The 24288-nt window shown below is 73.3% G+C and carries 23 protein-coding genes; 13 read left to right on the forward strand and 10 right to left on the reverse strand.

The window, feature by feature from the left end; all coding sequences use genetic code 11:
* Positions 1 to 12: 12 nt before the first annotated feature.
* Together purU and ACQPYE_RS38740 are read left to right on the forward strand one after the other, a co-directional pair.
* Entirely contained in the window at positions 13 to 891 is an 879-nt protein-coding gene (purU, locus tag ACQPYE_RS38735; RefSeq protein ID WP_498718061.1) for a formyltetrahydrofolate deformylase, read from the forward strand.
* Between the two features lie 28 nt (positions 892 to 919).
* Positions 920 to 2002 carry an LOG family protein gene (locus tag ACQPYE_RS38740; protein WP_498718062.1) on the forward strand — a complete coding sequence of 361 codons (1083 nt, stop codon included), beginning with the start codon at positions 920 to 922 and terminating at the stop codon, positions 2000 to 2002.
* A 193-nt stretch (positions 2003 to 2195) separates the two neighbouring features.
* Here ACQPYE_RS38740 and ACQPYE_RS38745 read toward each other — a convergent pair whose 3' ends face one another.
* A complete protein-coding gene (locus ACQPYE_RS38745) occupies positions 2196 to 2744 on the reverse strand; it encodes a YbaK/EbsC family protein (RefSeq protein ID WP_498718063.1) in 549 nt (182 codons plus the stop codon).
* A 71-nt stretch (positions 2745 to 2815) separates the two neighbouring features.
* Here ACQPYE_RS38745 and ACQPYE_RS38750 point away from each other — a divergent pair, with 71 nt between their 5' ends.
* Positions 2816 to 3574 carry a MerR family transcriptional regulator gene (locus tag ACQPYE_RS38750; protein ID WP_498718064.1) on the forward strand — a complete coding sequence of 253 codons (759 nt, stop codon included), beginning with the start codon at positions 2816 to 2818 and terminating at the stop codon, positions 3572 to 3574.
* Positions 3575 to 3643: 69 nt separating this feature from the next.
* Here ACQPYE_RS38750 and ACQPYE_RS38755 read toward each other — a convergent pair whose 3' ends face one another.
* The 5 genes from ACQPYE_RS38755 to ACQPYE_RS38775 form a co-directional block, all read right to left on the reverse strand.
* Positions 3644 to 4198, reverse strand: a complete 555-nt coding sequence (locus ACQPYE_RS38755) for a type 1 glutamine amidotransferase domain-containing protein (RefSeq protein WP_498718065.1) — start codon at positions 4196 to 4198, stop codon at positions 3644 to 3646.
* 9 nt (positions 4199 to 4207) lie between these two features.
* On the reverse strand, positions 4208 to 4867 hold the full coding sequence (locus ACQPYE_RS38760) for an alpha/beta fold hydrolase (protein ID WP_498718066.1): 660 nt from the start codon (positions 4865 to 4867) through the stop codon (positions 4208 to 4210).
* Positions 4864 to 5148 (reverse strand): DUF2516 family protein, encoded by a 285-nt coding sequence (locus tag ACQPYE_RS38765; RefSeq protein WP_498723074.1) that lies wholly within the window; start codon positions 5146 to 5148, stop codon positions 4864 to 4866. Before ACQPYE_RS38765 ends, ACQPYE_RS38760 begins: the two co-directional genes overlap by 4 nt.
* A 116-nt stretch (positions 5149 to 5264) precedes the next feature.
* The gene (locus tag ACQPYE_RS38770) at positions 5265 to 5963 is read right to left on the reverse strand and encodes a hypothetical protein (protein WP_498718067.1); all 699 of its coding nucleotides are present in this window, start codon (positions 5961 to 5963) and stop codon (positions 5265 to 5267) included.
* Positions 5964 to 5968: 5 nt separating this feature from the next.
* Positions 5969 to 6367: a helix-turn-helix domain-containing protein gene (locus ACQPYE_RS38775; protein ID WP_498718068.1), complete on the reverse strand. Its 399-nt coding sequence runs from the start codon at positions 6365 to 6367 to the stop codon at positions 5969 to 5971.
* Between the two features lie 112 nt (positions 6368 to 6479).
* Between ACQPYE_RS38775 and ACQPYE_RS38780 the strand changes: the two genes are divergently transcribed.
* On the forward strand, positions 6480 to 7604 hold the full coding sequence (locus tag ACQPYE_RS38780) for a methyltransferase domain-containing protein (RefSeq protein WP_498718069.1): 1125 nt from the start codon (positions 6480 to 6482) through the stop codon (positions 7602 to 7604).
* 118 nt (positions 7605 to 7722) lie between these two features.
* Here ACQPYE_RS38780 and ACQPYE_RS38785 read toward each other — a convergent pair whose 3' ends face one another.
* Entirely contained in the window at positions 7723 to 8268 is a 546-nt protein-coding gene (locus ACQPYE_RS38785; RefSeq protein WP_498718070.1) for a TFIIB-type zinc ribbon-containing protein, read from the reverse strand.
* Between the two features lie 73 nt (positions 8269 to 8341).
* Here ACQPYE_RS38785 and ACQPYE_RS38790 point away from each other — a divergent pair, with 73 nt between their 5' ends.
* Positions 8342 to 10279: an NACHT domain-containing protein gene (locus tag ACQPYE_RS38790; protein WP_498718071.1), complete on the forward strand. Its 1938-nt coding sequence runs from the start codon at positions 8342 to 8344 to the stop codon at positions 10277 to 10279.
* Here ACQPYE_RS38790 and ACQPYE_RS38795 read toward each other — a convergent pair.
* The gene (locus ACQPYE_RS38795; protein ID WP_498718072.1) at positions 10259 to 11431 is read right to left on the reverse strand and encodes a pyridoxal phosphate-dependent aminotransferase; all 1173 of its coding nucleotides are present in this window, start codon (positions 11429 to 11431) and stop codon (positions 10259 to 10261) included. The genes ACQPYE_RS38790 and ACQPYE_RS38795 overlap by 21 nt on opposite strands.
* 29 nt (positions 11432 to 11460) lie before the next feature.
* Between ACQPYE_RS38795 and ACQPYE_RS38800 the strand changes: the two genes are divergently transcribed.
* The gene (locus ACQPYE_RS38800) at positions 11461 to 12717 is read left to right on the forward strand and encodes a DUF445 domain-containing protein (RefSeq protein WP_498718073.1); all 1257 of its coding nucleotides are present in this window, start codon (positions 11461 to 11463) and stop codon (positions 12715 to 12717) included.
* Between the two features lie 143 nt (positions 12718 to 12860).
* Here the strand turns inward: ACQPYE_RS38800 and ACQPYE_RS38805 are convergent, their stop codons facing one another.
* The gene (locus ACQPYE_RS38805) at positions 12861 to 13397 is read right to left on the reverse strand and encodes a CGNR zinc finger domain-containing protein (RefSeq protein ID WP_123745119.1); all 537 of its coding nucleotides are present in this window, start codon (positions 13395 to 13397) and stop codon (positions 12861 to 12863) included.
* A gap of 152 nt (positions 13398 to 13549) precedes the next feature.
* Between ACQPYE_RS38805 and ACQPYE_RS38810 the strand changes: the two genes are divergently transcribed.
* From ACQPYE_RS38810 to ACQPYE_RS38840, 7 genes are all read left to right on the forward strand, one after another.
* The gene (locus ACQPYE_RS38810) at positions 13550 to 14074 is read left to right on the forward strand and encodes a PadR family transcriptional regulator (protein ID WP_498718074.1); all 525 of its coding nucleotides are present in this window, start codon (positions 13550 to 13552) and stop codon (positions 14072 to 14074) included.
* Positions 14071 to 14856, forward strand: a complete 786-nt coding sequence (locus ACQPYE_RS38815) for an ABC transporter ATP-binding protein (protein WP_498718075.1) — start codon at positions 14071 to 14073, stop codon at positions 14854 to 14856. The genes ACQPYE_RS38810 and ACQPYE_RS38815 overlap by 4 nt, the downstream gene beginning before the upstream one ends.
* Entirely contained in the window at positions 14853 to 17198 is a 2346-nt protein-coding gene (locus tag ACQPYE_RS38820) for an FtsX-like permease family protein (protein WP_498718076.1), read from the forward strand. The genes ACQPYE_RS38815 and ACQPYE_RS38820 overlap by 4 nt, the downstream gene beginning before the upstream one ends.
* Positions 17199 to 17368: 170 nt before the next feature.
* On the forward strand, positions 17369 to 19570 hold the full coding sequence (locus ACQPYE_RS38825) for an FtsX-like permease family protein (protein ID WP_498718077.1): 2202 nt from the start codon (positions 17369 to 17371) through the stop codon (positions 19568 to 19570).
* 88 nt (positions 19571 to 19658) lie between these two features.
* Positions 19659 to 20198, forward strand: a complete 540-nt coding sequence (locus tag ACQPYE_RS38830; protein ID WP_498718078.1) for an RNA polymerase sigma factor — start codon at positions 19659 to 19661, stop codon at positions 20196 to 20198.
* Positions 20195 to 20659 carry a hypothetical protein gene (locus tag ACQPYE_RS38835; protein ID WP_498718079.1) on the forward strand — a complete coding sequence of 155 codons (465 nt, stop codon included), beginning with the start codon at positions 20195 to 20197 and terminating at the stop codon, positions 20657 to 20659. Before ACQPYE_RS38830 ends, ACQPYE_RS38835 begins: the two co-directional genes overlap by 4 nt.
* A gap of 496 nt (positions 20660 to 21155) precedes the next feature.
* Complete coding sequence (locus ACQPYE_RS38840) at positions 21156 to 22097, forward strand: hypothetical protein (protein ID WP_498718080.1); 942 nt, start codon at positions 21156 to 21158, stop codon at positions 22095 to 22097.
* 708 nt (positions 22098 to 22805) lie between these two features.
* Here ACQPYE_RS38840 and yczR read toward each other — a convergent pair.
* Positions 22806 to 24266, reverse strand: coding sequence for a MocR-like transcription factor YczR (gene yczR, locus ACQPYE_RS38845; protein ID WP_498718081.1), 1461 nt, complete (start codon positions 24264 to 24266; stop codon positions 22806 to 22808).
* Positions 24267 to 24288 lie beyond the last annotated feature (22 nt).

Genomic DNA, 24288 nt, shown 5'->3' on the forward strand with positions numbered 1-24288 from the left:
ATACTTCCGGTCGTGCCCCTGCCTGAACGACGCTACGTGATCACCTTCGGCTGCCCCGACCGCACCGGCATCGTGGCCCGGATCTCCTCGTTCCTGGCCGAGCACGGCGGCTGGATCGTCGAGGCGGCCTACCACACCGACCCGGCCACCAACTGGTTCTTCACCCGCCAGGAGGTCCGGGCCGACTCGCTGCCGTTCGACGTGGAGGAGCTGCGGGCCCGGTTCGCCGAGGTGGCCCGCGGCCTGGGCGCGCACCCCGGCTCGTGGCGGGTCGCCGACTCCGCCGAGCGCAGGCGGGTGGTGATCCTGGTGTCCAAGGAGGGGCACTGCCTGTACGACCTGCTGGGCCGGGTGGCGTCGCACGAGCTGGACGTCGAGGTGTCCGCGGTCATCGGCAACCACGCCGACCTGGCCGGCATCACCAGGGCGCACGGCATCCCGTTCCACCACGTGCCGTTCCCGGCGAACGACCCGGAGGGCAAGGCGGCGGCGTTCGCGCAGCTGCGGCAGCTCGTCGACGGGCACCGGCCGCACGCGGTGGTGCTGGCGCGGTTCATGCAGATCCTGCCCCCGGAGCTGTGCGCGGACTGGGCCGGGCGGGCGTTGAACATCCACCACAGCTTCCTGCCGTCGTTCGTCGGGGCGCGGCCGTACCACCAGGCGCGCGGCCGGGGCGTGAAGCTGGTCGGCGCGACGTGCCACTACGTGACCGCGGACCTCGACCAGGGACCGATCGTGGAGCAGGACGTGATCCGGGTGGACCACACCGACTCCGTCAACGACATGGTGCGCAAGGGGCGTGACATCGAGAAGGTCGTGCTGGCGCGCGGTCTGCGGTGGCACCTGGAGGACCGCGTCCTGGTGCACGGCAACCAAACCGTCATCTTCTGACCGCCCGCCCCGCACGTAGGCTGCGCCGGTGCGCACCGAGTACACCACCCTGGACCAGGTTCGCGCGGCGACCGGGTTGAGGCACGCCGTCCTCGTCGGGCTCGACCTGGGCGAAGAGGAGCTGCGCGTGCCGATGGACGGCGCGCTGTTCCTCGGCTGCACGCTCTCCCCGCTCGCCCAGCGACGCGCGGCGGCGGCCGGGGCGCTGGTCTTCCCGACCATCCCCGACCTGCCCTACGACGTGTACCGGTCGCGGCTCTACCCGCCGGCCGAGCTGTTCGCCGGGTTCGACCCGGACGACCCGCTGTCCTACGCCGACACCCCGGACGCCCGGATCTACCGGCACAGCCGCGCCCAGGGCCACAACCCGGACCCGCTGCACGCCCTCGCCGAACGCCTGCACGACCACGCGATCACCGAGGCGCTGGCGGACGCGCTGCCCGAACGGCCGGTCGCCGTGATGGGCGGGCACGCGCTCGGCCGCGACACGGACGGCTACCGACGTGCCGTGGAGCTGGGCGCGGCGCTCGGCGAGGCCGGGTTCACCGTGCTGACCGGCGGCGGGCCGGGCGTGATGGAGGCCGTGCCGCTCGGCGTGCGGATCGGCGTGGACGAGCCGACGTTGCGGGACCTGGCGAAGGCGCCCAGGTTCGGCGACGACGCCGAGTCCATCGGCCGCTGGATCGCCGCGTGCCCCACCGACCTGCCCACGTCCGCGCCCGCGGGTTCCGGCAGGCCACGCACGATCGGCATCCCGACCTGGTTCTACGGCCACGAGCCGCCCAACCCGGCGTGCGAGCTGCACGCCAAGTACTTCGCCAACTCGGTGCGCGAAGAGGGCCTGCTCACCGTCGCCGCCGGCGGCATCATCTACACGCCGGGCAGCGCGGGCACCGTGCAGGAGGTCTTCCAGGACTACTGCCAGAACCACTACGGCTCGGTCGGCCCGGCCGCGCCGATGGTGTTCCTGGGCCGGGACTTCTGGGTCGACGAGGTGCCGGCCGCGCCGCTGGTGCGACGCCTGGCGCGGGGCCGGGAGGCCGAGCGCTGGATCCTGGTCACCGACGACGCCGACGAGGCCGTCGGCTTCCTGCGGGAGTACGCGGCGTGATCACCCGCTCCACCGGCTCGGTCGCGTCCAGGCAGACGTCCTCGCGGTAGGCCGGCCCGATCAGCTGCACGCACGCGCCATCGCGCTGCCCGAGCGCGCCGAAGCCGGGGTGTGGCTCGCGTTCGTCGCGCGGGCGGCCGTCAGCCCGGCGCTCGCACCCGTCCTGCGCGCCGGCGGCGGGCTGACCGCGCCCTCAGCGGGCCAGGCCCTCGACGACCTCGGCGTTCGGCAGCTTCGCCAGCACCTCGCCGGGCACGAGGATCTTGCTGCCCCTGATGCCGCTGCCGACGACCAGTTCCGGCGCCGCCGCCACCTCCGGCGACAGCAGCACGGGCCAGTCGTCGGGCAGGCCGATGGGCGTGATGCCGCCGTACTCCATGCCGCTGAGCGACACCGCGTCGTCCATCGGCGCGAACGACGCCTTGCGCGCGTCGATCCGCCGCCGGACGACGCCGTTCACGTCCGCGCGCGTGGTCGCGAGCACGACGCACGCCGCGTACCGGACGGTGTCGCCGCGCTTGCCCGCCACGACGACGCAGTTCGCCGACGCCGCCAACGGCGAGCCGTAGTGCGCGCAGAACTCGGCCGTGTCCGCCAATCCCGGGTCAATCTCCGCGACCGCGAGCCGCGCGCCGTCCGCCATCGACCGCAGCGCCGCGGCGACCGGGTCCGCGACCAGGTCGAGCCGGTCGAGCACGGGCAAGGGGGTCAGGGTGCCTGCGATGGTCCACACGCCCACCATCCTGCCGGCCGACCTTGACGTTGACGCTGCGTCAACCCCTAACGTGGTCGGCACAGGGAGGGAGCACGGTCATGGCCTGGTCGATCGCGCAGGTCGCGCGCATGTCGAAGGTGACTTCGCGGACGTTGCGGCACTACGACGCGATCGGCCTGCTCGAACCGGCGTGGATCGGCGGCAACGGCTACCGGTACTACGAGCGCGAGCAGCTGCTCCGGCTCCAGCGCATCCTGCTGCTGCGCGACCTGGGACTCGGCCTCGACACGGTGGCCGAGGTCCTGGACGGGCGGCACCGGACGGTCGACGTGCTGCGCAACCACGCGCGGTGGCTGGCCGCCGAGCAGGACCGGCTGGCGAAGCTGGCCCGGACCGTCTCCCGCACGATCGAGGAACTGGAGGGGAGTGACGGGATGAAGGTGGAAGAGCTGTTCGACGGCTTCGACGCGGACCGCCAGGCCCGCTACGAGGCGGAGCTGGTGGAGCGCTACGGCGAGGGCGTCCAGGAGCACGTCGACGAGAACAAGCGCCGGGTGAAGGGCTGGACCAAGGCCGAGGCCGACGGGTTCACCGCGGAGTGGAAGGCCGTCGTGCAGGCCTACGCCGAGCTGTTCGACTCCGGCGTCGCGGCCGACGCGCCGCGCGCGCTGGACGTGACCGACCGGCACCACCGGTGGATCCGCCGGAGCTGGACGCCGAACCGGGAGTCCTACACCGGGCTCGGCCGGCTGTACGTGGACGCGCCGGACTTCAAGGTCCAGTTCGACGCGCACGCCGAAGGCCTGGCCGAGTACGTCCGCGACGCCATCGCGGCGTACGCGGCGGCCAGGCTCTAGCGGGCTCCGGCGACACCGCGACGAGCCCACGGGGAGGTGCACATCCCCGTGGACCCGGGCTTCACGTCCTCAGATGTCCTGGAGCCCGAAGGCCTTGAGCGCCTCGCGGTTGAACGCCGGCAGGTCGTCGGGCTTGCGGCTGGTGACCAGGGTCCACCCGGCCGCGCCGCAGACCCGGACCTCCTCGTCCGCCCAGTCGGCGCCCGCGTTGCGCAGGTCGGTGGCCAGGCTCGGGAACGAGGTCAGCTTCTTGCCGCGCACCACGTCCGCCTCCACCAGCAGCCACGGCCCGTGGCAGATCGCCGCGACCGGCTTGCCCGCGGCGACGTGCTGCTCGACGAACTTCACCGCGTCGCGGTCCATCCGCAGGAAGTCGGCGTTGGCCACCCCGCCCGGGATCACCACGGCGTCGTAGTCCATGGGATCCGCGTGCGCGAACGGCACGTCCACGTCGAACTTGTCGGCCGGCGTCAGGTGGTCGTACGCCTGCACCTGTCCCAGCTTGGGCGCGAGCAGCCTCGGCACGGCGCCGGCCTTCTCCACGTGCCGCCAGGGCTCGGTCAGCTCGACCTGCTCGATGCCCTCCGTGTCGACCAGGAATGCGATCCTCTTCGGTTCGGCCATGCGGTTCGGCTACCCGCGCAGGAAGTCGACCAACCACGTGCGGACGTCACCGCGATGGGTCGACCACGACGGCACGAGTTCGAGCCTGCCGTTCGGGAACGCGGCGGCCACCTGCTTGGCCACGTCCTCGGGGTGCAGCGGGTCGTCCGTCGCGCCGATCACCAGCACCGGGGCCGTGACCCGGGCCAACGCCGCGCGGTCGGTGACCGCGACCTGGCCGGGCAGCTCCCCCAGCGCGCCGTCCAGCCGCGCGAACGCCCGCCGCCGTTCCGCCTGGTAGTCGGGCGGACCGCCGACGGCGGCGATCGCCTCCTCGCGGCCGAGCAGCCGCCTCGGCTCGTCCAGCACGGCGGGCAGCAGCAGGGCCACGCGGTCGAACGCGTCGGGTTCGTCGGCGAGCAGGGCCAGCAGCGCGCCCGCCGTCAACGACACGCCGACGGCCCGGGTCGCGGCGGTCTCCCGTGCGGCGGCACGCAGGTCGGCGGCGATGCGCGGGTAGGTCCAGTAGCCCTCGGGCGCGTCCGGCTCGTCGCCGTGCGAGGGGAGCGTGACCACCACTTTCGTGCCCGGCAGCCCGGACGTGGGCAGACGGGCCTCGCCAGGTGTCGCGCCCAGGCCGTGGCCGACCAGCGTGACGGGCGCGCCGGAGCCGAAGCTCCGGTGCGTCACCACCGCGGGCCGCGCTGGACCTCGATCAGCCGGGGCCGGACGTCGACCACGTACACCGTGACCGCGACCAGCCCGGCGAGCCAGAACATGCCGCCGGCGGAGAACGGGTGGAACAGCAGCAGCGCGAACGCGCCACCGCCGGTGATGCCGAGCCACGCGGGCTTGGTCATGCGCTCGGCCGCCGTGAACGCCTCGGCCCGCTGCGAGAGGGCGTGCGCGAAGGCGAACACGCCCATGACCAGCGCGGCGTAGTACGCCGCGAACATGACCCAGGCGTCCAGGTAGAGGGGACTGAAGTCTGGGAACGTTGGCAACACATCTCCAGCCTACGTGCGCGGCGTGCTCGCGGTACAGCCGAAACGGGGCGCCCCTCGTAGGACGCCCCGTCGCGGTCGGGTCACTCGGCGCTGTCGGTCGGCTTCTTCGCCGTGGCCGGGCGGGCGCCCGCGGCCTTGGTCGCGGTGGGCTTGGTCGCCGCGGGCTTCGCCGCCGTGACCGGCTTCGTCGCGGCGGGCTTGCGCGGCGCGGCCTTGCGGGTGGTGTCGCGCACCTCGGCGGCGACGTCACCGCCGAGCTCGACCACGGTCTCGGCCAGCTTCTCGCTCGCGTCGTCCAGGTCGTCGGCGACCTTCTCGCCGACCGCGCGGGTGCGGCGGGACACCTTGCCGAGCACGTCGTCGGCCAGCACCCGGGCGTCCGCGGCGGCGGCCTCGGTGCGCTTCTGGGCCGTGCCGACGGCCTCTTCGACCTGGTGCAGGGCCTTCTGCAGGCCCGGCTGGGTCTTCAGCTTCTCCAGCGCCTCCTCGCCGTGCTGGGCGAAGAACTGGTAGAGGTTCAGCGCGGACTGCGTGTAGGCGTCCACGACCTTGCGCAGCTCGGCCGGGTCCAGCCGGTCGCGCAGGTCCTTCTTCAGGTCGGCGGACTCGGCCGCGGTCTTCGCCGACTCGGCGCGCTCGCGGGCCTTGCCCAGCGCGTCGATGACCGCCTTGGCGGCCAGGTCGCCGGCGCCGAGGGCGGCCAGCAGGGGCGTGCGGGCGGCGGCGACGGCCTGCTCGCCCGCCTTGCGCAGTTCTTCGGTGGTGGGCAGGTTCGGCATGGAGATCACTCCTCCTCGATCTGGGTGGCGGCGATGTCCGCCTTGGCGGTGTTCTCCCGCCGGAACGACTCGTAGACGTCGAGCAACACCTGTTTCTGCCGCTCGGTCAGGTCGGGGGCGGTGACGATGGCGTCCGCCAGGGCGCCGCCTTCGCGCTGCTCCAGGATCCCGGCCTCGACGTACAGCGCCTCCGCCGAGATCCGCAGCCCCTTGGCGATCTGCTGCAGGATCTCCGCGCTCGGCTTGCGCAGGCCGCGTTCGATCTGGCTCAGGTACGGGTTGGAGACGCCGGCGAGCCTGGCCAGCTGCCGCAACGAGATCTTCGCCGTGTTGCGCTGCTGGCGGATGTACTCGCCGATGTCGCGGCCGAGATCGGCGACCGCCTCGTCGATGGACTTGTCCAACTTCGCGGCACCTCCTCGGTCCGCTGTCGACGGTACGCGGAGGTGCTAGCTGCTGCAAGCGCCCTGCTAGCGATCGGGACGTGTGCTCGACCACAGCGCTACGGTGGAGCGCGTGGACGTTGCGGCGAACCTGCGAGCACAGCTGACCGACTCGCTGCTGACCGCCGGCGTGCTGCGCGACCCGCGGTGGGCGGACGCGTTTCGGCAGGTCCCGAGGCACGCGTTCGTGCCGGGGTTCTTCGTCCAACGCCCCGACGGCGCCTGGGAGCCGATCACCGCCGAGCACCCGGACCACCTCGCGCTGGCCTACCGCGACGACGTCTGCGTGACGCAGCTCGACCACGACGACCGGGCGTGGCAGCAAGCACTCGCCACCGGCGCCGCGACCGGGGTACCCACCAGTTCGTCGAGCATGCCGACGATCATGGCGATCATGCTGGAGGCCCTGGCCGCCGCGCCGGGCGACCGGGTGCTGGAGGTCGGCACCGGCACCGGCTACAACGCCGCCCTGCTCTGCCACGTGCTCGGCGACTCGCGGGTGACCTCGATCGACGTCGACCCGGGCGTGCTGGCGCGGGCCGAGGCCCGGCTGGTCGCCACCGGCCACCACCCGACGTGCGTGCTGGGCGACGGCGAGCGGGGGCACCCGCCAGGCGCTCCTTACGACCGCGTCCTCGGCACGTGCGCCGTGTCGCGCATCCCCGCGGCGTGGCTGGAGCAGACCGCGCCCGGCGGGGTGGTCGTGACCACGTTCAACCGGGCCATCGGCGCCGGTCTGGTGCGGTTGACCGTGCGCGACGGGCGGGCCACCGGGCGCGTGCTGGCGGAGGACGGGCGGTTCATGCCGTTGCGCGCGCACCGGCAGGCGTGGGCGGACGAGGCGCTGCCGGCGGCCCTGACCGAGGAGCCGGCGACGTCCCGCACGACCCTGCTGTCCGCGCGCGACGTGCTGGACCCGGCCGGCGGCTTCGAGTTCTTCGCCGGGCTGGCGCTGGCCGGGGTGGCGGTGGCGGTCGACCCGGTCCGCCTCGTGCACCCCGACGGCTCGTGGGTGCGGCACCGCGGCGCGGTCGTGGACCAGGGCGGCCCGCGCGCGCTGTGGGACGTCGCCGAAGCCGCCTACCGGCAGTGGCGGGCGCTGGGCAGACCCCGGCGCCACCAGTTCACCTTCACCGCCACCCCGACCTCGCAGCACTTCGCCCTGGACCACACCGACCTGACCTGGCCACTCCCGTGAGCCCTACCTCCACGCCGCGCGAGTCCTACGTCCAGAACACTCGTGTCCTACGTTCGGAACGACCGTGTCCTACGTTCAGGACCCCCGAGTTGAACGCTCGGAACGCGCCGGCGGCCGGTCAGTCGAGCAGTTCCTCTAGGAAGCTGCGCTTGCGGCGCGGGTAGTACGGCTGCGGCGCGTAGTACACGGCGGGCGGCGGCGCGGCGGGCGCGGAGCCGGGCGGCGGCTGGTACGGCGGCGGCGGGCCGGTCTGCGTGCCGGGAGGCGGCTGGTAGGGCGGGGGCGGGCCGGCGGCGGGCGCGACAGGCGCAGCGGCAGGCACGTCGACCGGCACGTCGGCGGGGACATCGGCAGGCGGCGGACCGGCGGGCTGCCGCCCTCCCTCGACCGGCACGTCACCGTCGACCGGCAACGTCCCCCCGATCGGCACGACCGCCGTCGGCTCCGCGGCCGGCGCGAAAACCGGCGCCGGGACGGGCACGGGCATCGACACCGGCACGCCCTCCGGCCGGTACGGCTGCGCGTAGTGCGCCCGCTCGGCGGCGATGATCTGCTCCAACTCGCCGCCGTCCAGGAAAACGCCCTTGCAGTTCTCGCACTGCTCGATGTGCACGGAGCCACGGCCGATGGTCCGCATGAGGTCCTGGCATTTCGGACAGATCACGCCTTCGAGGGTACGCACGACACAGGGGTCACCGCGTCACCACCATCCGTGACCGGTCAGTCATGATGCGGTGGTGTCCAGATTCCGCCAACGGGCCGTGCTCACGGGGTGCGTGCTGGCCGCCGTGCTCGCCGCGGCCGGGCTGTTCGTCACCGACTACGGCATCGACCCCGAGCTGTGGCTGTCCGGCCTCGCCCTCGGCTTCCTGGCGCTGCTCGCGGCGCTGGACCCGTGGCTGCACCGCAGGCGTGCCGCCGGCCTCGCCACCGACGACAACCTCGACGCCGCCGCGAGCGCCCTGGCCCGCGCCCTGCACGCCCAGTGGAACGAGGAGTGCCACGCCCGCGGCCTGCCGGAGCACCTCCTCGACCTGCACTGGAGCGCCACGCGAGGCGAGCCCGGGCACAGCGACGCGGTCGTCCGCGCGTACCGGCGCGACCACCGCATGGTGTTCCTCGGCGAGCCCGGCGCGGGCAAGAGCACGACCGTGATGCTGCTCACGATCGGCCTGCTCGACCGCCTCGTGGACGGCCCGGTGCCGGTCCTGCTGCCGCTGTCCACGTGGAACCCGGAGGCGGAGGACGTCCGCACCTGGATGACCCGGCGGCTGTACGAGGACCACCCGGCGCTGCGCAACACCGAGCTGTACGGCAGCTACGCCGGCGACCTGCTGGTCGAGCAGCGCCGCGTGTTCCCGGTGCTCGACGGCCTCGACCAGATCCCGCCCGAACGGCGCGCCGACGCGCTGGACCGCATCAACCGCGCGTTCCCCGGCAACCACCCGCTGGTCCTGACCAGCCGGACCGACGAGTTCGCCGAGTTGGCCGCCGAGGTGCCGAACGCGCAGGTGGTGGAACTCCAGCCGCTGGACCTGGAGGAGGTCGCGGGGTACCTGCGGTCGGTGTCGGACCCGGTGACCGCGGCCCGCTGGGAACCGGTCTTCCTGCACCTGCGCGACGAGCCGGACGGACGGCTGGCCGACGCGCTGGCCACGCCGCTGGCGGTGTGGCTGGCGGGCGTCGTCTACGGGTACGGCGAGCCGAGCGAGCTGCTGGACCGGACCCGGTTCCCCGACCGGGCCGCCATCGAGGACCACTTGGCTGACCTGCTGGTCAGCGGCGCGTTCGGCGACCGCGGGGTGGCGCACCAGGCCAAGGCCAGCCAGGTCTGGCCCAAGGACAAGGCGGCCCGCTGGCTCGCGTTCCTGGCCGGCGAAATGCGCCGGCGCGGCGTGCGCGAGCTGGGCTGGTGGGACCTGCGCCGCTCGGTCGGCAGCACGTGGCTGGCCCTGCTCGGCGCGGTCACGCTCGGCCTGATCGGCGGCGTCGGCGTCGCCTGGCTGATGGCCTACGCGAGCACGCCGGGGCTGGCGCCGATCACCGGCCTGGCCGCCGGGCTCGCGGTGGCCGTGGCCGCGCTGTACGCGTCCGGGCACCGCGTGGCGAAACCCCGGCTCGACGTGTGGCGCAGCCTGGTGGTGGTCAGCGGCGTGCTCGGCACGGCGGCCGGCCTGGTGTTCGGCGCGCTGTACGGGCTGTCGGCGGGCCTGGTCGTCGGCCTCGGCATCGCGGTGGCGGTGGCGCTGCGGTTCGGGTTGGGCAGCACCGCCGAGCTGAGCCACCCGTCCAGTCCGAAGTGGACGATGGCGCGGGACCGGATCGCGGTGTGGACCGGGTCGCTGGTGCTGGCCGTGGTGTTCGGCGCGGCGGCCGGGCTGGTGTTCGGGCCGAGCCAGTCGGGCATGGTCGGGCTCGGCCTGGCGTGCGGGCTGATGCTCGGCTTCACGCTGTCCGTGCTGCACCTGCGCTGGTGGTGGTTCACCGTGGCGCGGATCTGGCTGGCGGCGCGCGGCAGGCTGCCGTGGGAGCTGATGGTGTTCCTGGAGGACGCGCGCAAGCTCGGCGTGCTGCGACAGGCGGGCGCCGCCTACCAGTTCCGGCACGCGCTGGTGCAGGACCGGCTGGCGGGCGACCGCCCGTCCCGCGTCACCTCAGACGCCGAGCTCTCGTAGCCTGCCGATCGCCTCGTCCAGCACCTCGTCACGCTTGCAGAACGCGAACCGCACCAGGTGCCGCCACTCGTCCGGGTGGTCGGTGAACACCTGCACCGGCACCGCGGCCACGCCGATCCGCTCCGGCAGCTCGCGGCACAGCTGCAGGCCATCGGTGAAACCGAGTGGGCGCACATCGGCGGTGATGAAGTACGTGCCCTCGCTGGGCCGCACCGCGAACCCGGCGTCGGCCAGGCCCTCGGACAGCCGCGACCGCTTGTCCTGAAGCGACGTGCGCAGGCCCTCGACCCACTCCAGCTCGTGCCGCAGCGCGTGCGCCACGGCCGGCTGGAACGGCGCGCCGCCGACGAAGGTCAGGAACTGCTTGGCCGCGCGCGCCGCGCCGACCAGCTCGGCCGGTCCGCACGCCCAGCCGATCTTCCAGCCCGTGCAGTTGAACGACTTGCCCGCGCCGGAGATCGTCACGGTCCGCTCGGCCATGCCGGGGAACGTGGCCAGCGGCACGTGCGCGAGGCCGTCGAAGACCAGGTGCTCGTACACCTCGTCGGTGATGGCCACGAGGTCGTGCTCGACGCACAGCGCCGCGACGGCCGCCAGTTCCGCGTGGTTCAGCACGGTCCCGGTGGGGTTGTGCGGCGAGTTGAGCAGCAACGCCCTGGTCTTCGGGCCGATCGCGGCGCGCAGCACGTCGACGTCGAGCCCGAGCCGACCCGTGCCCGGCTCCTCGACCAGCCCCACCGTGCGGCGGGTCGCGCCGGCCAGCGCCACGGACGCCGCGTAGGAGTCGTAGTAGGGCTCGATGAGCACGACTTCGTCACCGGGCTCCACCAGCGCCAGCAACGTGGCCGCGATGGCCTCCGTGGCGCCGACCGTCACCAGGACCTCGGTGTCGGGGTCGTAGTGCGTGCCGTAGCGCGCCCGGTGCTCGGCGATGGCCTGCCGCAGCTCCGGCATGCCCGGACCGGGCGGGTACTGGTTGAGCCCGGCGTCGATCGCGGCCTTGGCGGCCTCCAGCATCCCGGGCGGGCCGTCGGTGTCCGGGAAGCCCTGCCCGAGGTTCACCGCCCCGGTGCGCGTGGCCAACGCCGTCATCTCGGCGAAGATCGTCGAGGTGAACGGCCTCATCCTGGTGACTAGCGCTGGTGCCCGCACAAGGCCGAATCTTCACGGACAATGGCGGCGTGGAGCAACTGACCCCCGCTGACCAGCTCAAGCGCCAGGGCCTGCGCCGGATGAAGCTCGTGGCGACCGGCTTCTTCCTGGCCGCGACCGTGATCTTCGTGGTGACCCTGCTGTTCGAGGACGGCGGCCCGGCGTGGCTCGGCTACGTCCGCGCGGCGGCCGAGGCGGGCATGGTCGGCGCGTTGGCCGACTGGTTCGCCGTGACCGCGCTGTTCCGCCGGCCGCTCGGCCTGCCGATCCCGCACACGGCGATCATCCCCACCCGCAAGGACAGCTTCGGCGACGCGCTGGGGTCGTTCGTCGGGACGAACTTCCTGTCCGAGGCGGTGGTGCGGGACAAGCTGCGGCGGGCGGGCATCGGACGGCGGCTCGGCGAGTGGGTCGCGCGGCCGGAGCACGCCGAGCGGGTGACGTCCGAGCTGGCCAACGTCGTGAAGGGCGCGGTGACCGTGCTGCGTGATGACGACGTGCAGGCCGTGGTCGAGCAGGCGCTGGTGCGGCGGTTGGTCGACCGGCCGTGGGGACCGCCGCTGGGCAAGCTGCTCGGCCAGGTGCTCACCGACGGCGCGCACCACAAGTTCGTCGACCTGGTGTGCGACCGGGCCTACGACTGGGTGCGGGACAACTACGAGAAGGTCATGGGCGTGGTGTCGGACCGGGCGCCGTCGTGGTCGCCGAAGTTCGTCGACTCGATGCTCGGCGACAAGGTCTACACCGAGCTGCTGAACTTCGCGTGGGCGGTGAAGACCGACGTCAACCACCCGATGCGGCTGGCGGTGGACCAGTTCCTGATCGAGTTCGCGGCCGACCTGCGCACCGACCCGGTGACCATGCGGCGGGCCGAGCAGGTCAAGCAGCAGGTCGTGGAGCACCCGGACGTGCAGCGGCTCATCGGGTCGGCCTGGGGCACGGCGAAGAAGATGCTGCTCGACGCGGCCGAGGACCCGTCGTCGGAGCTGCGCAGGCGCGTGCGCGAGGGCTTGATGGCGTTCGGGCAGCGGATGGTGGAGGACGGGTCGCTGCGCGACAAGGTCGACGGGTGGCTCGAAAGCGCGGCCGGGTACGTGGTGACCAACTACCGCGACGAGATCACCACGCTGATCACGGACACCGTCGAGCGCTGGGACGCCGAGGAGACCTCGCGCAAGATCGAGCTGCAGGTCGGCCGCGACCTGCAGTTCATCCGCATCAACGGCACGGTCGTCGGCGCGCTCGCGGGCCTGGTGATCTACACCGTCAGCCAGCTCCTGACGTGACCTGAGCGTTCAACTCGGGTGCCCCGAACGTAGGACACGGTCGTTCCGAACGTAGGACTCGCGCGGCGTGGACGTAGGACTCTCGCGCGAGTCCTACGCTCGGGTACCGCGTGTCGAACGCTCGGGCACGTCGGGTTCCACGCTCAGCTCACGCTCAGCGCGCGCCGTTCCCGCCAGTTGCGCGCCTTCTCCCGGTTGCCGCACGTCTGCATCGAGCACCAGGTGCGCGAGCGGTTGCGCGAGCGGTCGAAGAACGCCCACCGGCAGTCGTCCGCCTGGCAGATCTTGAACCGCTCCCACGACCCGAGCACGGCCAGCCGCGCCGCCGCGCCGAGCACCGCGCCGAGCGCGTCGGTGCTGGACATGGTCGGCACGCCGTGGCTGAGGTCGACGCGGATCAGGCCCGCCACGGGGGTGGGGTCGGGTCCGTCGTGCCGTTCACCCAGCGAGGCCCGCAGCGAGGCGCGGACGGCGCGGACCTCCTGCGGGTCACCCGCCCGGCCGAGGCCGCGTTCGGTGACCCACGCGCGCCAGGCGGCGGCGCTGTCCAAGACGTCCGTCCCGAGTTCGAGGTCCCGGGTGTTCAGGAAAGCGAGCAGCAGCTCCACATCGTGTTCCGCATCGCCGGCTCGACCCTGCGTGAAAGCCGCGTGGTCCCAGCCGGCCGCCAGACCAGTCACCCCTCCACTGTAGGCGTCGGAGCCTCGTGATGTGGCGAAGTAACCGGCAAACGATCACCATCGGTTACCACCACTGCCCGTTCGGACCAACGGTCCCCATCCGCCGATCGGGCTATGAACCATGTGTATACCTCGTGTGTATAGTGCCCCGCATGTCGATCGGACACACCCTGCTGGGACTGCTCGAAAAGGGTCCACGGCACGGCTACGACCTGAAGAAGGCCTACGACGAGCGCTTCGGCCAAGACCGGCCCCTGCACTACGGGCAGGTCTACACCACGCTCTCGCGCCTGCTCCGCAACGGCCTGGTCGAGGAGGCGGGCGTCGAGTCGGGCGACGGTCCGGAACGCAAGCGGTACGCCATCACGGACGCGGGCGTGACCGACGTCGAGCACTGGCTGGGCACGCCCGAGAAGCCGGAGCCCTACCTCCAGAACACGCTCTACACGAAGGTCGTGCTGGCCCTGCTGTCCGGTCGCAGCGCGGACGACGTGCTCGACGTCCAGCGCGCCGCCCACCTGGCCACGATGCGCGACCTGACCAAGCGCAAGGCCGGCGGCGACCTCGCCGACCAGCTGATCTGCGACCACGCCCTGTTCCACCTCGAAGCCGACCTGCGCTGGCTGGAGCTCACCGCCGCGCGCCTCGGCCGGCTCAAGACGGCGGTGACCGAGTGAGCGACGACCCGGCGACCAGTGACCCGATCAACGGCGACCCGATGAGCGGCGACCTGCTGAACGGCAACCTGTTGAACGGCGACGCGACGAGCGTCACCGACCGGGCCAGGGTCCTGCTGGAGGCCGTCGACCTGCACAAGTCGTTCGGCCCCACGCCCGCGTTGGACGGCGCCGGCCTGAGCGTGCGCGCGGGCGAGGTGGTGGCCGTGATGGGGCCGTCCGGCTCCGGCAAGTCCACCCTGCTGCACTGCCTGGCCGGCATCCTCACGCCCGACAAGGGCACGGTCCGCTACCGCGACGTGGAGCTGAGCGCGATGGGCGACGGCCCGCGCAGCGAGCTGCGGCGCACCGACTTCGGCTTCGTGTTCCAGTTCGGCCAGCTGGTGCCGGAGCTGACCTGCCTGGAGAACGTCGCGCTGCCCCTGCGGCTGGGTTCGGTGAAGCGCAAGGAGGCCGAGTCGCGGGCCCGCGAGTGGCTGGAGCGGCTGGAGGTCGCCGACGTCGCGGACAAGCGCCCCGGCGAGACGTCCGGCGGCCAGGGCCAGCGGGTCGCCGTCGCGCGCGCCCTCATCACGGGACCGCGCGTGGTGTTCGCCGACGAGCCGACCGGCGCGCTCGACTCGCTCAACGGCGAGCGCGTGATGCAGCTGCTGGTCACCGCGGCGAAGGAGACCGACGCGGCGGTGGTGCTGGTGACGCACGAGGCGCGGGTGGCGGCCTACTCCGACCGCGAGGTCGTGGTGCGCGACGGCAAGTCCCGCGAGATGGAGCCGGTCAGGTGAGGCTCTGGTTCGCCGACCTCGCGCTCGGCGTCCGGCTGGCGCTCGGCGGCGGGCGCACGTCGTGGGTGCGGCTGGCGTTGACCGGCGCGGGCATCGGTCTCGGCGTGGCCGTGCTGCTGGCCGCGTCGTCGGTGACGACGGTGCTCACCGAGCGCGGCGAGCGGCAGTCCGCGGCCGGGCCCGTCGTCGCCGAGAAGGCGTCGGGCGAGCAGGCGTCGGGTCAGCAGGCGTCGGGCGAGCAGGCCACGGGCGACGTGCTCTACATGACGTTCTGGAACACCGACTACCACGGCGTGTCGATCACCGGGAACTTCGTCCGCGGCACCGGTCCGGGCGCGCCGGTGCCACCGGGCCTGTCGGCGGTGCCCGGCGACGGCGAGATCGTCGTGTCGCCCGCGTTGGCGGAGCTGCTGGCCGGGCCGGACGGCGAGCTGCTGCGGGCGCGGTTCCCGCAGGAGGTGGTCGGCACCATCGAGCAGAGCGGCCTGGTCGCGCCGCACGACCTGAAGTTCTACGCGGGTGACGCGTCCGTCGGGCACGACGGCGAGAGCCCGATCACCGGCTTCGGCGGCGCGGTGACCGATCGCGAGCTCGAACCGGTGCTGCTCCTGCTGATCATGGTCGGGTCGGTGGCGCTGCTGTTCCCGGTGCTGGTGTTCGTCGGCATCACCACCCGCCTGGCGGGCGCCGAGCGGGACCGCAGGCTGGCGGCGTTGCGGCTGGTCGGCGCGGGTTCGCAGCGGGTGCGCCGGATCGCGGCCGGTGAGGCGCTGCTGGGCGCGTTCGTCGGGCTGGCGGTCGGCGCGGCGCTGTTCTTCACCGGGCGGCGGTTCGTCGAGCGGGTCCGGCTGCTCGGGATCAGCGTGTTCGCCGACGACCTGACGCCGTGGCTGCCGCTGGCGGTGCTGATCGTGGTGCTGGTGCCCGTCATGGCGGTGGTGACGTCGGTCGTCGCCATGCGCCGCACGGTGATCGAGCCGCTGGGCGTGGTGCGCCGCACGAAGCCGGTGCGGCGGGTGCTGTGGTGGCGCGTGGTCCCGATCGCCCTCGGCGTGGTCGCGCTGCTCACCCAGGCGGGCGCGTTCGGCGGTGAGGCGGTCCAGGGGTCCGACGTGGTGGTGATCGGCGGGGTCATCCTGCTCCTGCTGGGCATCCCCGTGCTGCTGCCGTGGGTGGTCGAACGCGCGGTCGGCCGGCTGCGCGGTGGCGCGCCGTCGTGGCAGCTGGCGATCCGCAGGCTCCAGCTGGAGAGCGGCACGGCCGCGCGCGTGGTCGGCGGGGTGGCCGTGGTCCTCGCGGGCGGGATCGCCCTGCAGTCCGTGCTGGCCAGCACGCAGACCAGGATCGTGGACCGGCCGACCCCGGAGGCGGACAAGGGCCGGATCGTGGTCAGCCTCCAGGACTCGCCGCCTGACGTGACCGAGCGGACCGCCGACCTGCTGGCCCGGGCGGACGGCGTGCAGCGGGTGCTCACGACGCGCAGCGTGACCTTCAAGACGGGCCCGGACGAGTACCACATGGCGACGGTCGGCTCCTGCGACGCGTTGCGGACGCAGGCCGCGCTGCCGAGCTGCCGGGACGGCGACAGCTTCTACGTCGACCCGGGCTCGTCGCGCGGCTCCGACCGCCCGAAGCTCGAGCCGGGTCAACGGGCTTCGGTGCTCGTGTACTCCGGCGGCGGCGAGGAGACGGGTCCGCAGTGGACGGTTCCCGCGTTCACCGCGGTCCAGCACCCCGGCGACACGTCCCTGTACCGGTACGGCCTGCTGGTCACGCCGGCGGCGGCGCGGGACCTGCCCGTCGACCCCGACGGCTCCGGCGTGACGGTGCTGGTGGACCCGGACCAGCCGGACGTCGCCGAGCACGTCCGCAACGCCCTGGCACCGTTGACCTGGCGCGCCTACACGTCGTACTTCGGCCAGGTCGACGTGGCCGAACGGGTGAAGGAGTTCGAGAGCATCCGGCAGGCGCTGCTGGCCGGTTCGCTGGTCACGCTGCTGCTGGCGGGCGCGAGCCTGCTCGTGCTGGCGCTGGAGCAGGTCCGCGAGCGCAGGCGGCCACTGGCCGTGCTGGCGGCGAGCGGTGTGCCGCGCGGCGCGCTGAGCCGTTCCCTGCTCTGGCAGAACGCCGTGCCGCTGCTCCTGGCGCTGGTCGTGGCCGTGGGGGTGGGCGGCGGCCTGGCGGTGCTGCTGCTGCGGATCATCTCCGCGCCGCTCGTGCTCGACTGGGCCGGGATCGGGCTGCTCAGCGCCGCCGCCGCCCTGCTGGTCGTCGTCGTGACGCTGCTGTCGCTGCCGTCCCTGCGACGGGCCACCGGCGCCCTCGGCCTGCGCTCCGAGTAGGTCCGAGGCGGGTGTCGCCGCCCCTGACGCCCCAAGCCCGGGGCGGCGACACCATCTCAGTCGGCACACCGAAGCCACGTCCGGGCGCTCCGGGACGTCTGAGGAGATGTGACCCCACTTCCCCACCACCCCCACCACGTCACCCGCGCGGGCGACCGGAGCGTGCTCCGATGAGGTGGGCCGCAGACCTGGTCCTCGGCATCCGGCTGGCCGTCGGGGGCAGCCGGACGTCGTGGGCCAGGTTGGCGCTCACCGCCGCCGGCGTCGGCCTCGGCGTCACCGTCCTGCTGCTCGCCGCCTCGATCGGTCCCGCGCGGGAGGCCAAGGCGCAACGCGTCCACTCCGCGTCGGTCCACGCGACACCGGGCGACGCGACACCGGGCGACGCGAAGCTGAAAGCCCGCCACGTCAGCGTCTCCTGGCAGGGTCGCCGCATCACCGGCGTGGAACTGGCCGCCACCGCGTCCGACGCGCCCGCCCCGCCCGGCGTCGGCCGCGTCCCCGGACCGGGCGAGCTGGTCGTCTCGCCCGAGCTGCTCGACCTGATGCGCACCGACGACTCGGTCCGCGCCCGGTTCCCGGAGAGCGTGATCGGGGTGATCGCCGACGCGGGCCTGCCGAGGCCGAAGTCCCTGATCTTCTACGCGGGCCTGCCCGAGGCCCACCACGACAGCGCCCACCCGGCCGCGGGCTTCGGCAGCGACCAGCCACCGGCCACCCTGCCGCCGATCTACCGGCTGCTGATGGTCACCGCGATCGGCGCCCTGCTCGTGCCCCTCGGCATCTTCGTCCTGGTCGCCACCCGCCTCGGCGCGACCGGCCGGGCGCAGCGCCTGGCCGCGATCCGGCTGGTCGGCGCGTCGCGCACGCAGCTCCGCTGGATCGCGAGCGGCGAGACGTTGACCGGCGCGGTGCTCGGGCTGCTCGTCGGCGTGGCGCTGTTCTTCGCCGCCCGGCCCCTCGCCCGGTTCGTCGAGGTCGAAGGTGTCGGCTTCTTCCCGACCGACCTGCTGCCCGACCCGCTGCTCGGCGCGCTGATCGCGTTGGGCGTGCCGGTGGTGGCCGTCCTGTCGGCGCTGCTCGCCCTGCGCACGGAGGACGTCGGCCCGCTCGGCCTGTCCCGCGCCGTCGAACTGCCCCGCCGCCGCGCGTGGTGGCGGTTCGGGCTGGTCGGCGCCGGAGTCGTGCTGATCGTGGTGATCTCGGCGATCGGCGGCTACTGGCAGGTGATGGCCGACGCGCGCCTGGCCGTGGGGCTCGGCACCGGCATCGCGCTGGTCCTCGCGGGCACGGGCGCGGTGCTGCCGTGGCTCGTCGGCGAGGTCGCCCGCCGCGTCGAACCGGACGGCATCGCGCCGCTGCTCGCCCTGCGGACCCTCCGCTTCGACGCGGGCACACCACGCGTGCTGTCCGGCGTGGTCGTGGTGCTGACCGGCTCGTTGACCTTGCAGATCCTGCTCGGCGTGGCCGCCCAGTTCAGCGCCTCGCCGCCGTCGGACACCCCGGACCGGTGGGTGCTCGACCTGCCCCCGCGCTCCGAGGTGCGGTCGTTGGAAGAGGCGATCGCGCTGGTCGGCGGCGTGCGCCAGGTCAGCGAGGTGCGCCTGCACCCGATCGAGGGCGGTGGCGGCGTCACCAGCACCGACTGCGTCGAGATCGCCGAGCGCCTCGACGTGCGGGACTGCGTGAACGGCTCCGCGTACCTGGTGGGGTGGGGGTCGGGGTCGAAACCGGAACCGGGCAGCGAGGTCAGGATCAACGGGCAGGACTGGGTCGTGCCGCGGTACCAGGAGGTGAGCGGCGACCTGTGGGGGCTGGTCGTGGCGGGAGGCGCCGACCCCGTGCTGACCTCCGTGCCGCCGAGGGAGCTGGTCGTGCGCGGCGACCCGGACGAGTCGTTCGGCGACCGCCTGCTGGCCGCCACCGGCCGCGCCGACCGGGGCGTCACGCTGCGCCGCCAGTCCGAGGACGGGCAGGTCGAGCTGTACGCGTCCCTGCGCGGCGGCGTCATCGGCGGCTCGGTGCTGCTCACCCTGCTGGCCGTGATCGGGCTCGCGGCGGCGGCCGTCGACCAGGTCTTCGAACGCCGCCGGCCCACCGCGGTGCTGGTCGCCAACGGCGTGCCGCCGAAGGTCCTCGCGGTGTCCGCGCTGTGGCAGTCGGCGATACCCGCGGCGCTCGGCATCGGGCTGGCCCTCCCGATCGGCCTGGGCACGGCGTGGCTCGTCGCGCCGTCCGGGCGGTTCCGGGTCGACTGGACCGAGATCGCCACCACGGTCACCGCCGCGGCGGTCGTCGTGCTCGTGGTGTCGCTGTGCACGGTGCCCGCGCTGCGCTCGGCCATCCGCCCCGCCGGCCTGCGAACCGAGTAGCGACGCACGGCGGCGACCGTCGGTTCCGCCGGCCACACCATCGAGCGGAAGCGGTATCCCCAGGTCAGCACGGGTGCTCTCAAGGAGCATGCAAGATCGGGACAACGCAGAGCTGCTCATCCGCGCCGACTGCGGCGACGCCGCCGCGTGGCACGAGATCGTCCGCCGTTACGCGCGCCTGGTGTGGGCCGTGCCGCGGTCGCACCGGCTGAGCCCGGAGGACGCGGCCGACGTCTGCCAGGCCACCTGGCTGGCGCTGGCCGAGAACCTGGCCCGCATCCGGCGCCCCGAGCGGTTGGGCGCGTGGCTGGTCACGACCACCCGGCGCGAGACGCTGACCGTGCTGCGGCTGCGCGGTCGGGAGGTGCCGCTCGACGGGTGGGAAGCGGCCGACGACGGGCCGACGACGGAGGAACGCGCGCTGGCCCGGGACACCGGGTTGTGGCGCGCGTACGCGACGCTGACCGACCGTTGCCGGGAGATCCTGCGGTTGGCGGCGTTCGCGCCGGAGCTGTCGTTCACGCAGGTCGCCGAGGCGGTCGGGATCCCGGTCAACAGCCTGGGCGCCACCCGCGGCCGGTGCCTGGCCGTGCTGCGCCGCCGCCTCGGCTCGGAGGTGTCGCGATGATCGGAGGTGTCGCGGTGATCGGGCCGAGGCTCGCGCGGACCGACCGGGAGCTGCTGGACGCCCTCGCGCTGGTGGTGGACGCCCTCGACCCGATGCCGGGACCGCTGGCCGCGCGGGCGTGCTCCGCGCTGGTCGAACGCACCGACGCGGTCACCTTGGGGCTGTCCTCCGACTCGGTGCACGTCGAGCCGCACGGGATGGCCCGCCGGATGGCGTTCACGGGGCTCGACCTGCGGCTCTCCCGGGTGGCCGGTGGACTGGACGTCACCGGCACCGCCCGGGTGGGCGCTCTCGTGGGCGCTCTCGTGGTCGCGCGGTGGCCGGGCGGCCAGGTGACGGCGGAGGTCGGCGCGGCGGGCCGGTTCCACGTCGGGCGGGTGCCGTTCGGGCCGGTCAGGTTCGTGCTGCGCGGTGCGGGCGCGTCGGGCCGCGATCACGCCACGCCGTGGTTCGTCGCGTGATGGATCGGATTCACGTGGCCGGAGCGGGCCGGATCCAGGCCAGACGAATTGTTTTCATATCTACAATTGGGCGACGGGCAGTCGCACAGCAACCTTGCAAATCAGGCGCAAGCGCTTGCGCAGGCACGGTGATCTGGGCTTCGCCCGCGTGGGGCAGGGGTGACCGCGCGGGCTGGCATCACCTGTTTGAGTGACGCTCGTACAGGTGAGTTGGCCATGGGTACCGAATCCGCCGGTCAGGCGTTCGTGATCGGTCCACAACGGACGCGGGGCGTGCGTTCGTTGTGGACGATTCGCGTCATCGCACCCCCGAGGGGGCACGACGGACTGTGTTCACGGACGGGTGGGACAACACGGACAGCCGCACCGCACCGCCCTTCTGAGCGGTTTCCGCCGGAGAACGTTCGAAAATGCGGTTCCCAGTGCTAGACATAGCAGAACGTCGACCTCGAACGGTCCGTCCCGTTCGCCTTACCCGGAACGGTGGTGATCCACAGTGGCAACTCCCGACGCGGTGCGCCCGGGTGGCTCGCTGCTGCTCCGGGCGCTCGCCGTCAGCGGGTTGGCGGCGGCGGCGTGGTTCGTGTGCGCCGGGGTCGCGTCAGCGGGCGAGGACCACCCGGACGAGGCGACGAAGACCCTCGACTCGGTGAACGTGGCGATCGGCGCGCAGCAGGCGGCAGCGGCCGACCTGATCACGTCGGCCGTGCCCGCCGACGTGGCGCCGTTCACGACCGTCGCGGTCGCTCAACGGCCGTTCGAGTCACCGTCGTTCATCGGGGTGGCACTGCCCGGGACCGAGTCCCGGCCGGCGGGTCTGCCCGCCGTGACCGTCCTGCCCACCGTGACCGTCCTGCCCGGCGAGCCCGCACCGGACGCCGACCGCGACCAGGAGCCGTACCCGGAGTCGTCCACCGACGGTGGCTACTACTCCGGCGGCTACAGCCACACCGGTGGCTACTCGAACGGCTACAGCCACTCCGGCACGGTGTCGAACACGATGCCCGTGCCGCTGTACGAGGCGAAGGTGGCCGAGAAGGCCGCCGTGCGTGCGGCCGCCGCACGTGCCGTCGCCGCTCCGGAGCCGGTTCCCGTGGTCGCGGTCGTGGTCGTTCCCACTCGCGCGAACGAGCCGCTCACGCCGACCACCCCACCGTCACCGGTTGCTTCCCAGGTCACCCCGGACACCGAGGTGACCTGGGAGGCGCCGGAGCCGAACGCGCCCGCGCCGATGCCGAAGCAGGCGCCCGCGCCGAGCGCGCCGACGGCGTCCTCGGGCAGCGCGGACGGCGGCGGCGGCGGCCACCGGGGCGGCGTGATCGCGTCGTTGTCCGGGCAGGCGGACCTGAAGCCGTCGGCCGCGTGGTCGGCCGTGCGGTGGGATGACGGCCGGTCCCCGGGCAGCGTCCCAGGGCTGCCCAGCACGTCACCCGACTGAGGTCCGACGGGATCCGTGTGCCCTGAGCACGCGTGACCGCACATCGTCTGACCAGGTCATTTCGCTCACATCACGTTTCACTGACGCCTGTCGCGCACCACCCAAGGGTTCCCGTCCTGCCAACCGCGCCCTGGCAGGACGGGCCAGGTCCCGTCGCCGCGCTGCCCCCGCGAGCGCTGGGACCGAACGGGAACCTGCGGCAGGGGACGCCAATCCCTGGAGCGTCCCCGCCGCAGGTCCACGAACCGCCGCCGTCGGGCTCCGGCTCAACGAGGGGCTGCGCCGGATCCCGACGGCCCGGACTAACACGATCGAGTGGTCCTCACCGAAATATGTACGGAAACACCGTTACCACCCCTCGGTTAAACCATGAGGACCCCCGCCAACCACCACCCACCTCCCCACACCCACCACCCCACCCTCCCGACCCCGCGCCCCACCGCCCCAACCCCACGCCCAGCCATCCCAACCCCACGCCCCGCCACCGACCACCACCAACCACACCCAGCCACGCCGTCACCGACCACCACCCGCACCCCACACCACGCCTTGCACCCCCGCGCCACGCCCCCGCACCACGCACGCCACGGCCTGGCGTCACCGACCACCCACCACCGATCACCCACCGCGCACTCCGCACGCAGCAGCAGGCCCCACAGCGCCCGACGAGCTCGGCGGCGCCGAGACAACCCCGAGCAGCTGGACCCGCTAGGCGACCGGCACGGCGAGGTCGGCGTCGGTGGGCATCGTGTGGCCCGTGACGGACGCGGCGACCAGGCCCAGGCGGCGGACGGCGTCGCGGAGGACGTCCGGTGATTGCACGAACGGCAGGCGCAGCCAGCGTTCGAAGCCGCCGTGGACGCCGAAGCGGGAGCCCGGAGCCAGCCGGATGCCGTGGTTCTGGGCCACGACGGCGATGCGCGTGCTCACCGGCGCGTCCAGCTCGCACCACACGCTGAGGCCGCCCTCCGGCCGGCGGAAGCGCCAGGTCGGGCAGTGTTCGCGCAGGCCCTCGATGAGCACGTCGCGCTGGGCCGCCAGTTGGGCCCGCCGTTCGCGCAGCGCCGGTTCGGGGTCGGCCAGCAGCTCGGCCAGCACCAGCTGATCGACCACCGCCGAGCCCAGGTCGAGGGCGGTGCGGGTGGAGATCAGGCGGTGGACCACTTCGGTCGACGCGCGGATCCAGCCGATCCGCAGGCCGCCCCAGTGCGACTTGCTGGCCGAGCCCAGGGTCACGACCAGGTCGTCCGCGAACTTCGCCAGCGGTGGGGGGCCGTCGAGCGGGTCGCCGTCGAGGTCCAGTTCGGCGACCGTCTCGTCCACCACCAACGGGGTGCGGGCGCGGCGGGCGGTGTCGGCCAGTTCGGCGCGGCCCTCGGCGTCCAGGCGGTGCGCGGTGGGGTTGTGGAAGTCCACCACGACGTAAGCCATGCGCGGTGCGGCTTGGCGGAGGGCGGCGGCGATCCCGGGCAGGTCCCAGCCGGTGTCGGTCATCGCGACCGGCACCGGGATCGCGGAGACGGCCTTGATCGCGTCCAGCGCGTTCGGGTAGCTCGGCTGCTCCACCAGCACCCGGTCACCCGGTCCGGTGAACAGGCGCAGGGTCAACGCCAACGCGTGCTGCGCGCCGCTGGTCACCACGATCTGGTCCGGCGACGTCGGCAGCCCCCGTGCCGTGTACCGGTCCGCGATGCGCTCCCGCAGCTGCGGCACCCCGTGCTCGTAGTACCCGTGATCCGCGAGGTGGTCCGGCAGGTACCGCCGGACCTGGTCGAACGCCGCCAGCACGCCCGGCAGCGCCGGAGGCGCGGCCCGCGCGAAGTCGACCATGCTGTGCCCCACCAGCGGGGTGTCCGGCACGACGCCCAACGTCCCCGTCGGCAGGCTGATCCACGACCCCGCCCCGCGCCGGCTCGCGACCAGCCCCTCCGACCGCAGCTGGTCCAACGCCGCCGTGATCATCGTGCGGCTCACCGGCAGCACTTCGGCCAGCTCCCGTTCCGCGGGCAGGCGGGTGCCGGCGGGCAGCCGGCCGTCCAGCACCAGCATCCGGATCGCCGCGGCCAGGTCCACCGACCCGTGACGTGCGCCACGACGACGCCACTCGCCGAGCAGTCGGGCCAGGCGGAAGCCGGATATACGTCCACCTGGTGGGATGTCGGAGTTCACAAGGCCAATTATTGCCGATTGG

The organism is Actinosynnema sp. CA-299493 (assembly GCF_050946825.1).
Classification (GTDB): Bacteria; Actinomycetota; Actinomycetes; order Mycobacteriales; family Pseudonocardiaceae; genus Actinosynnema.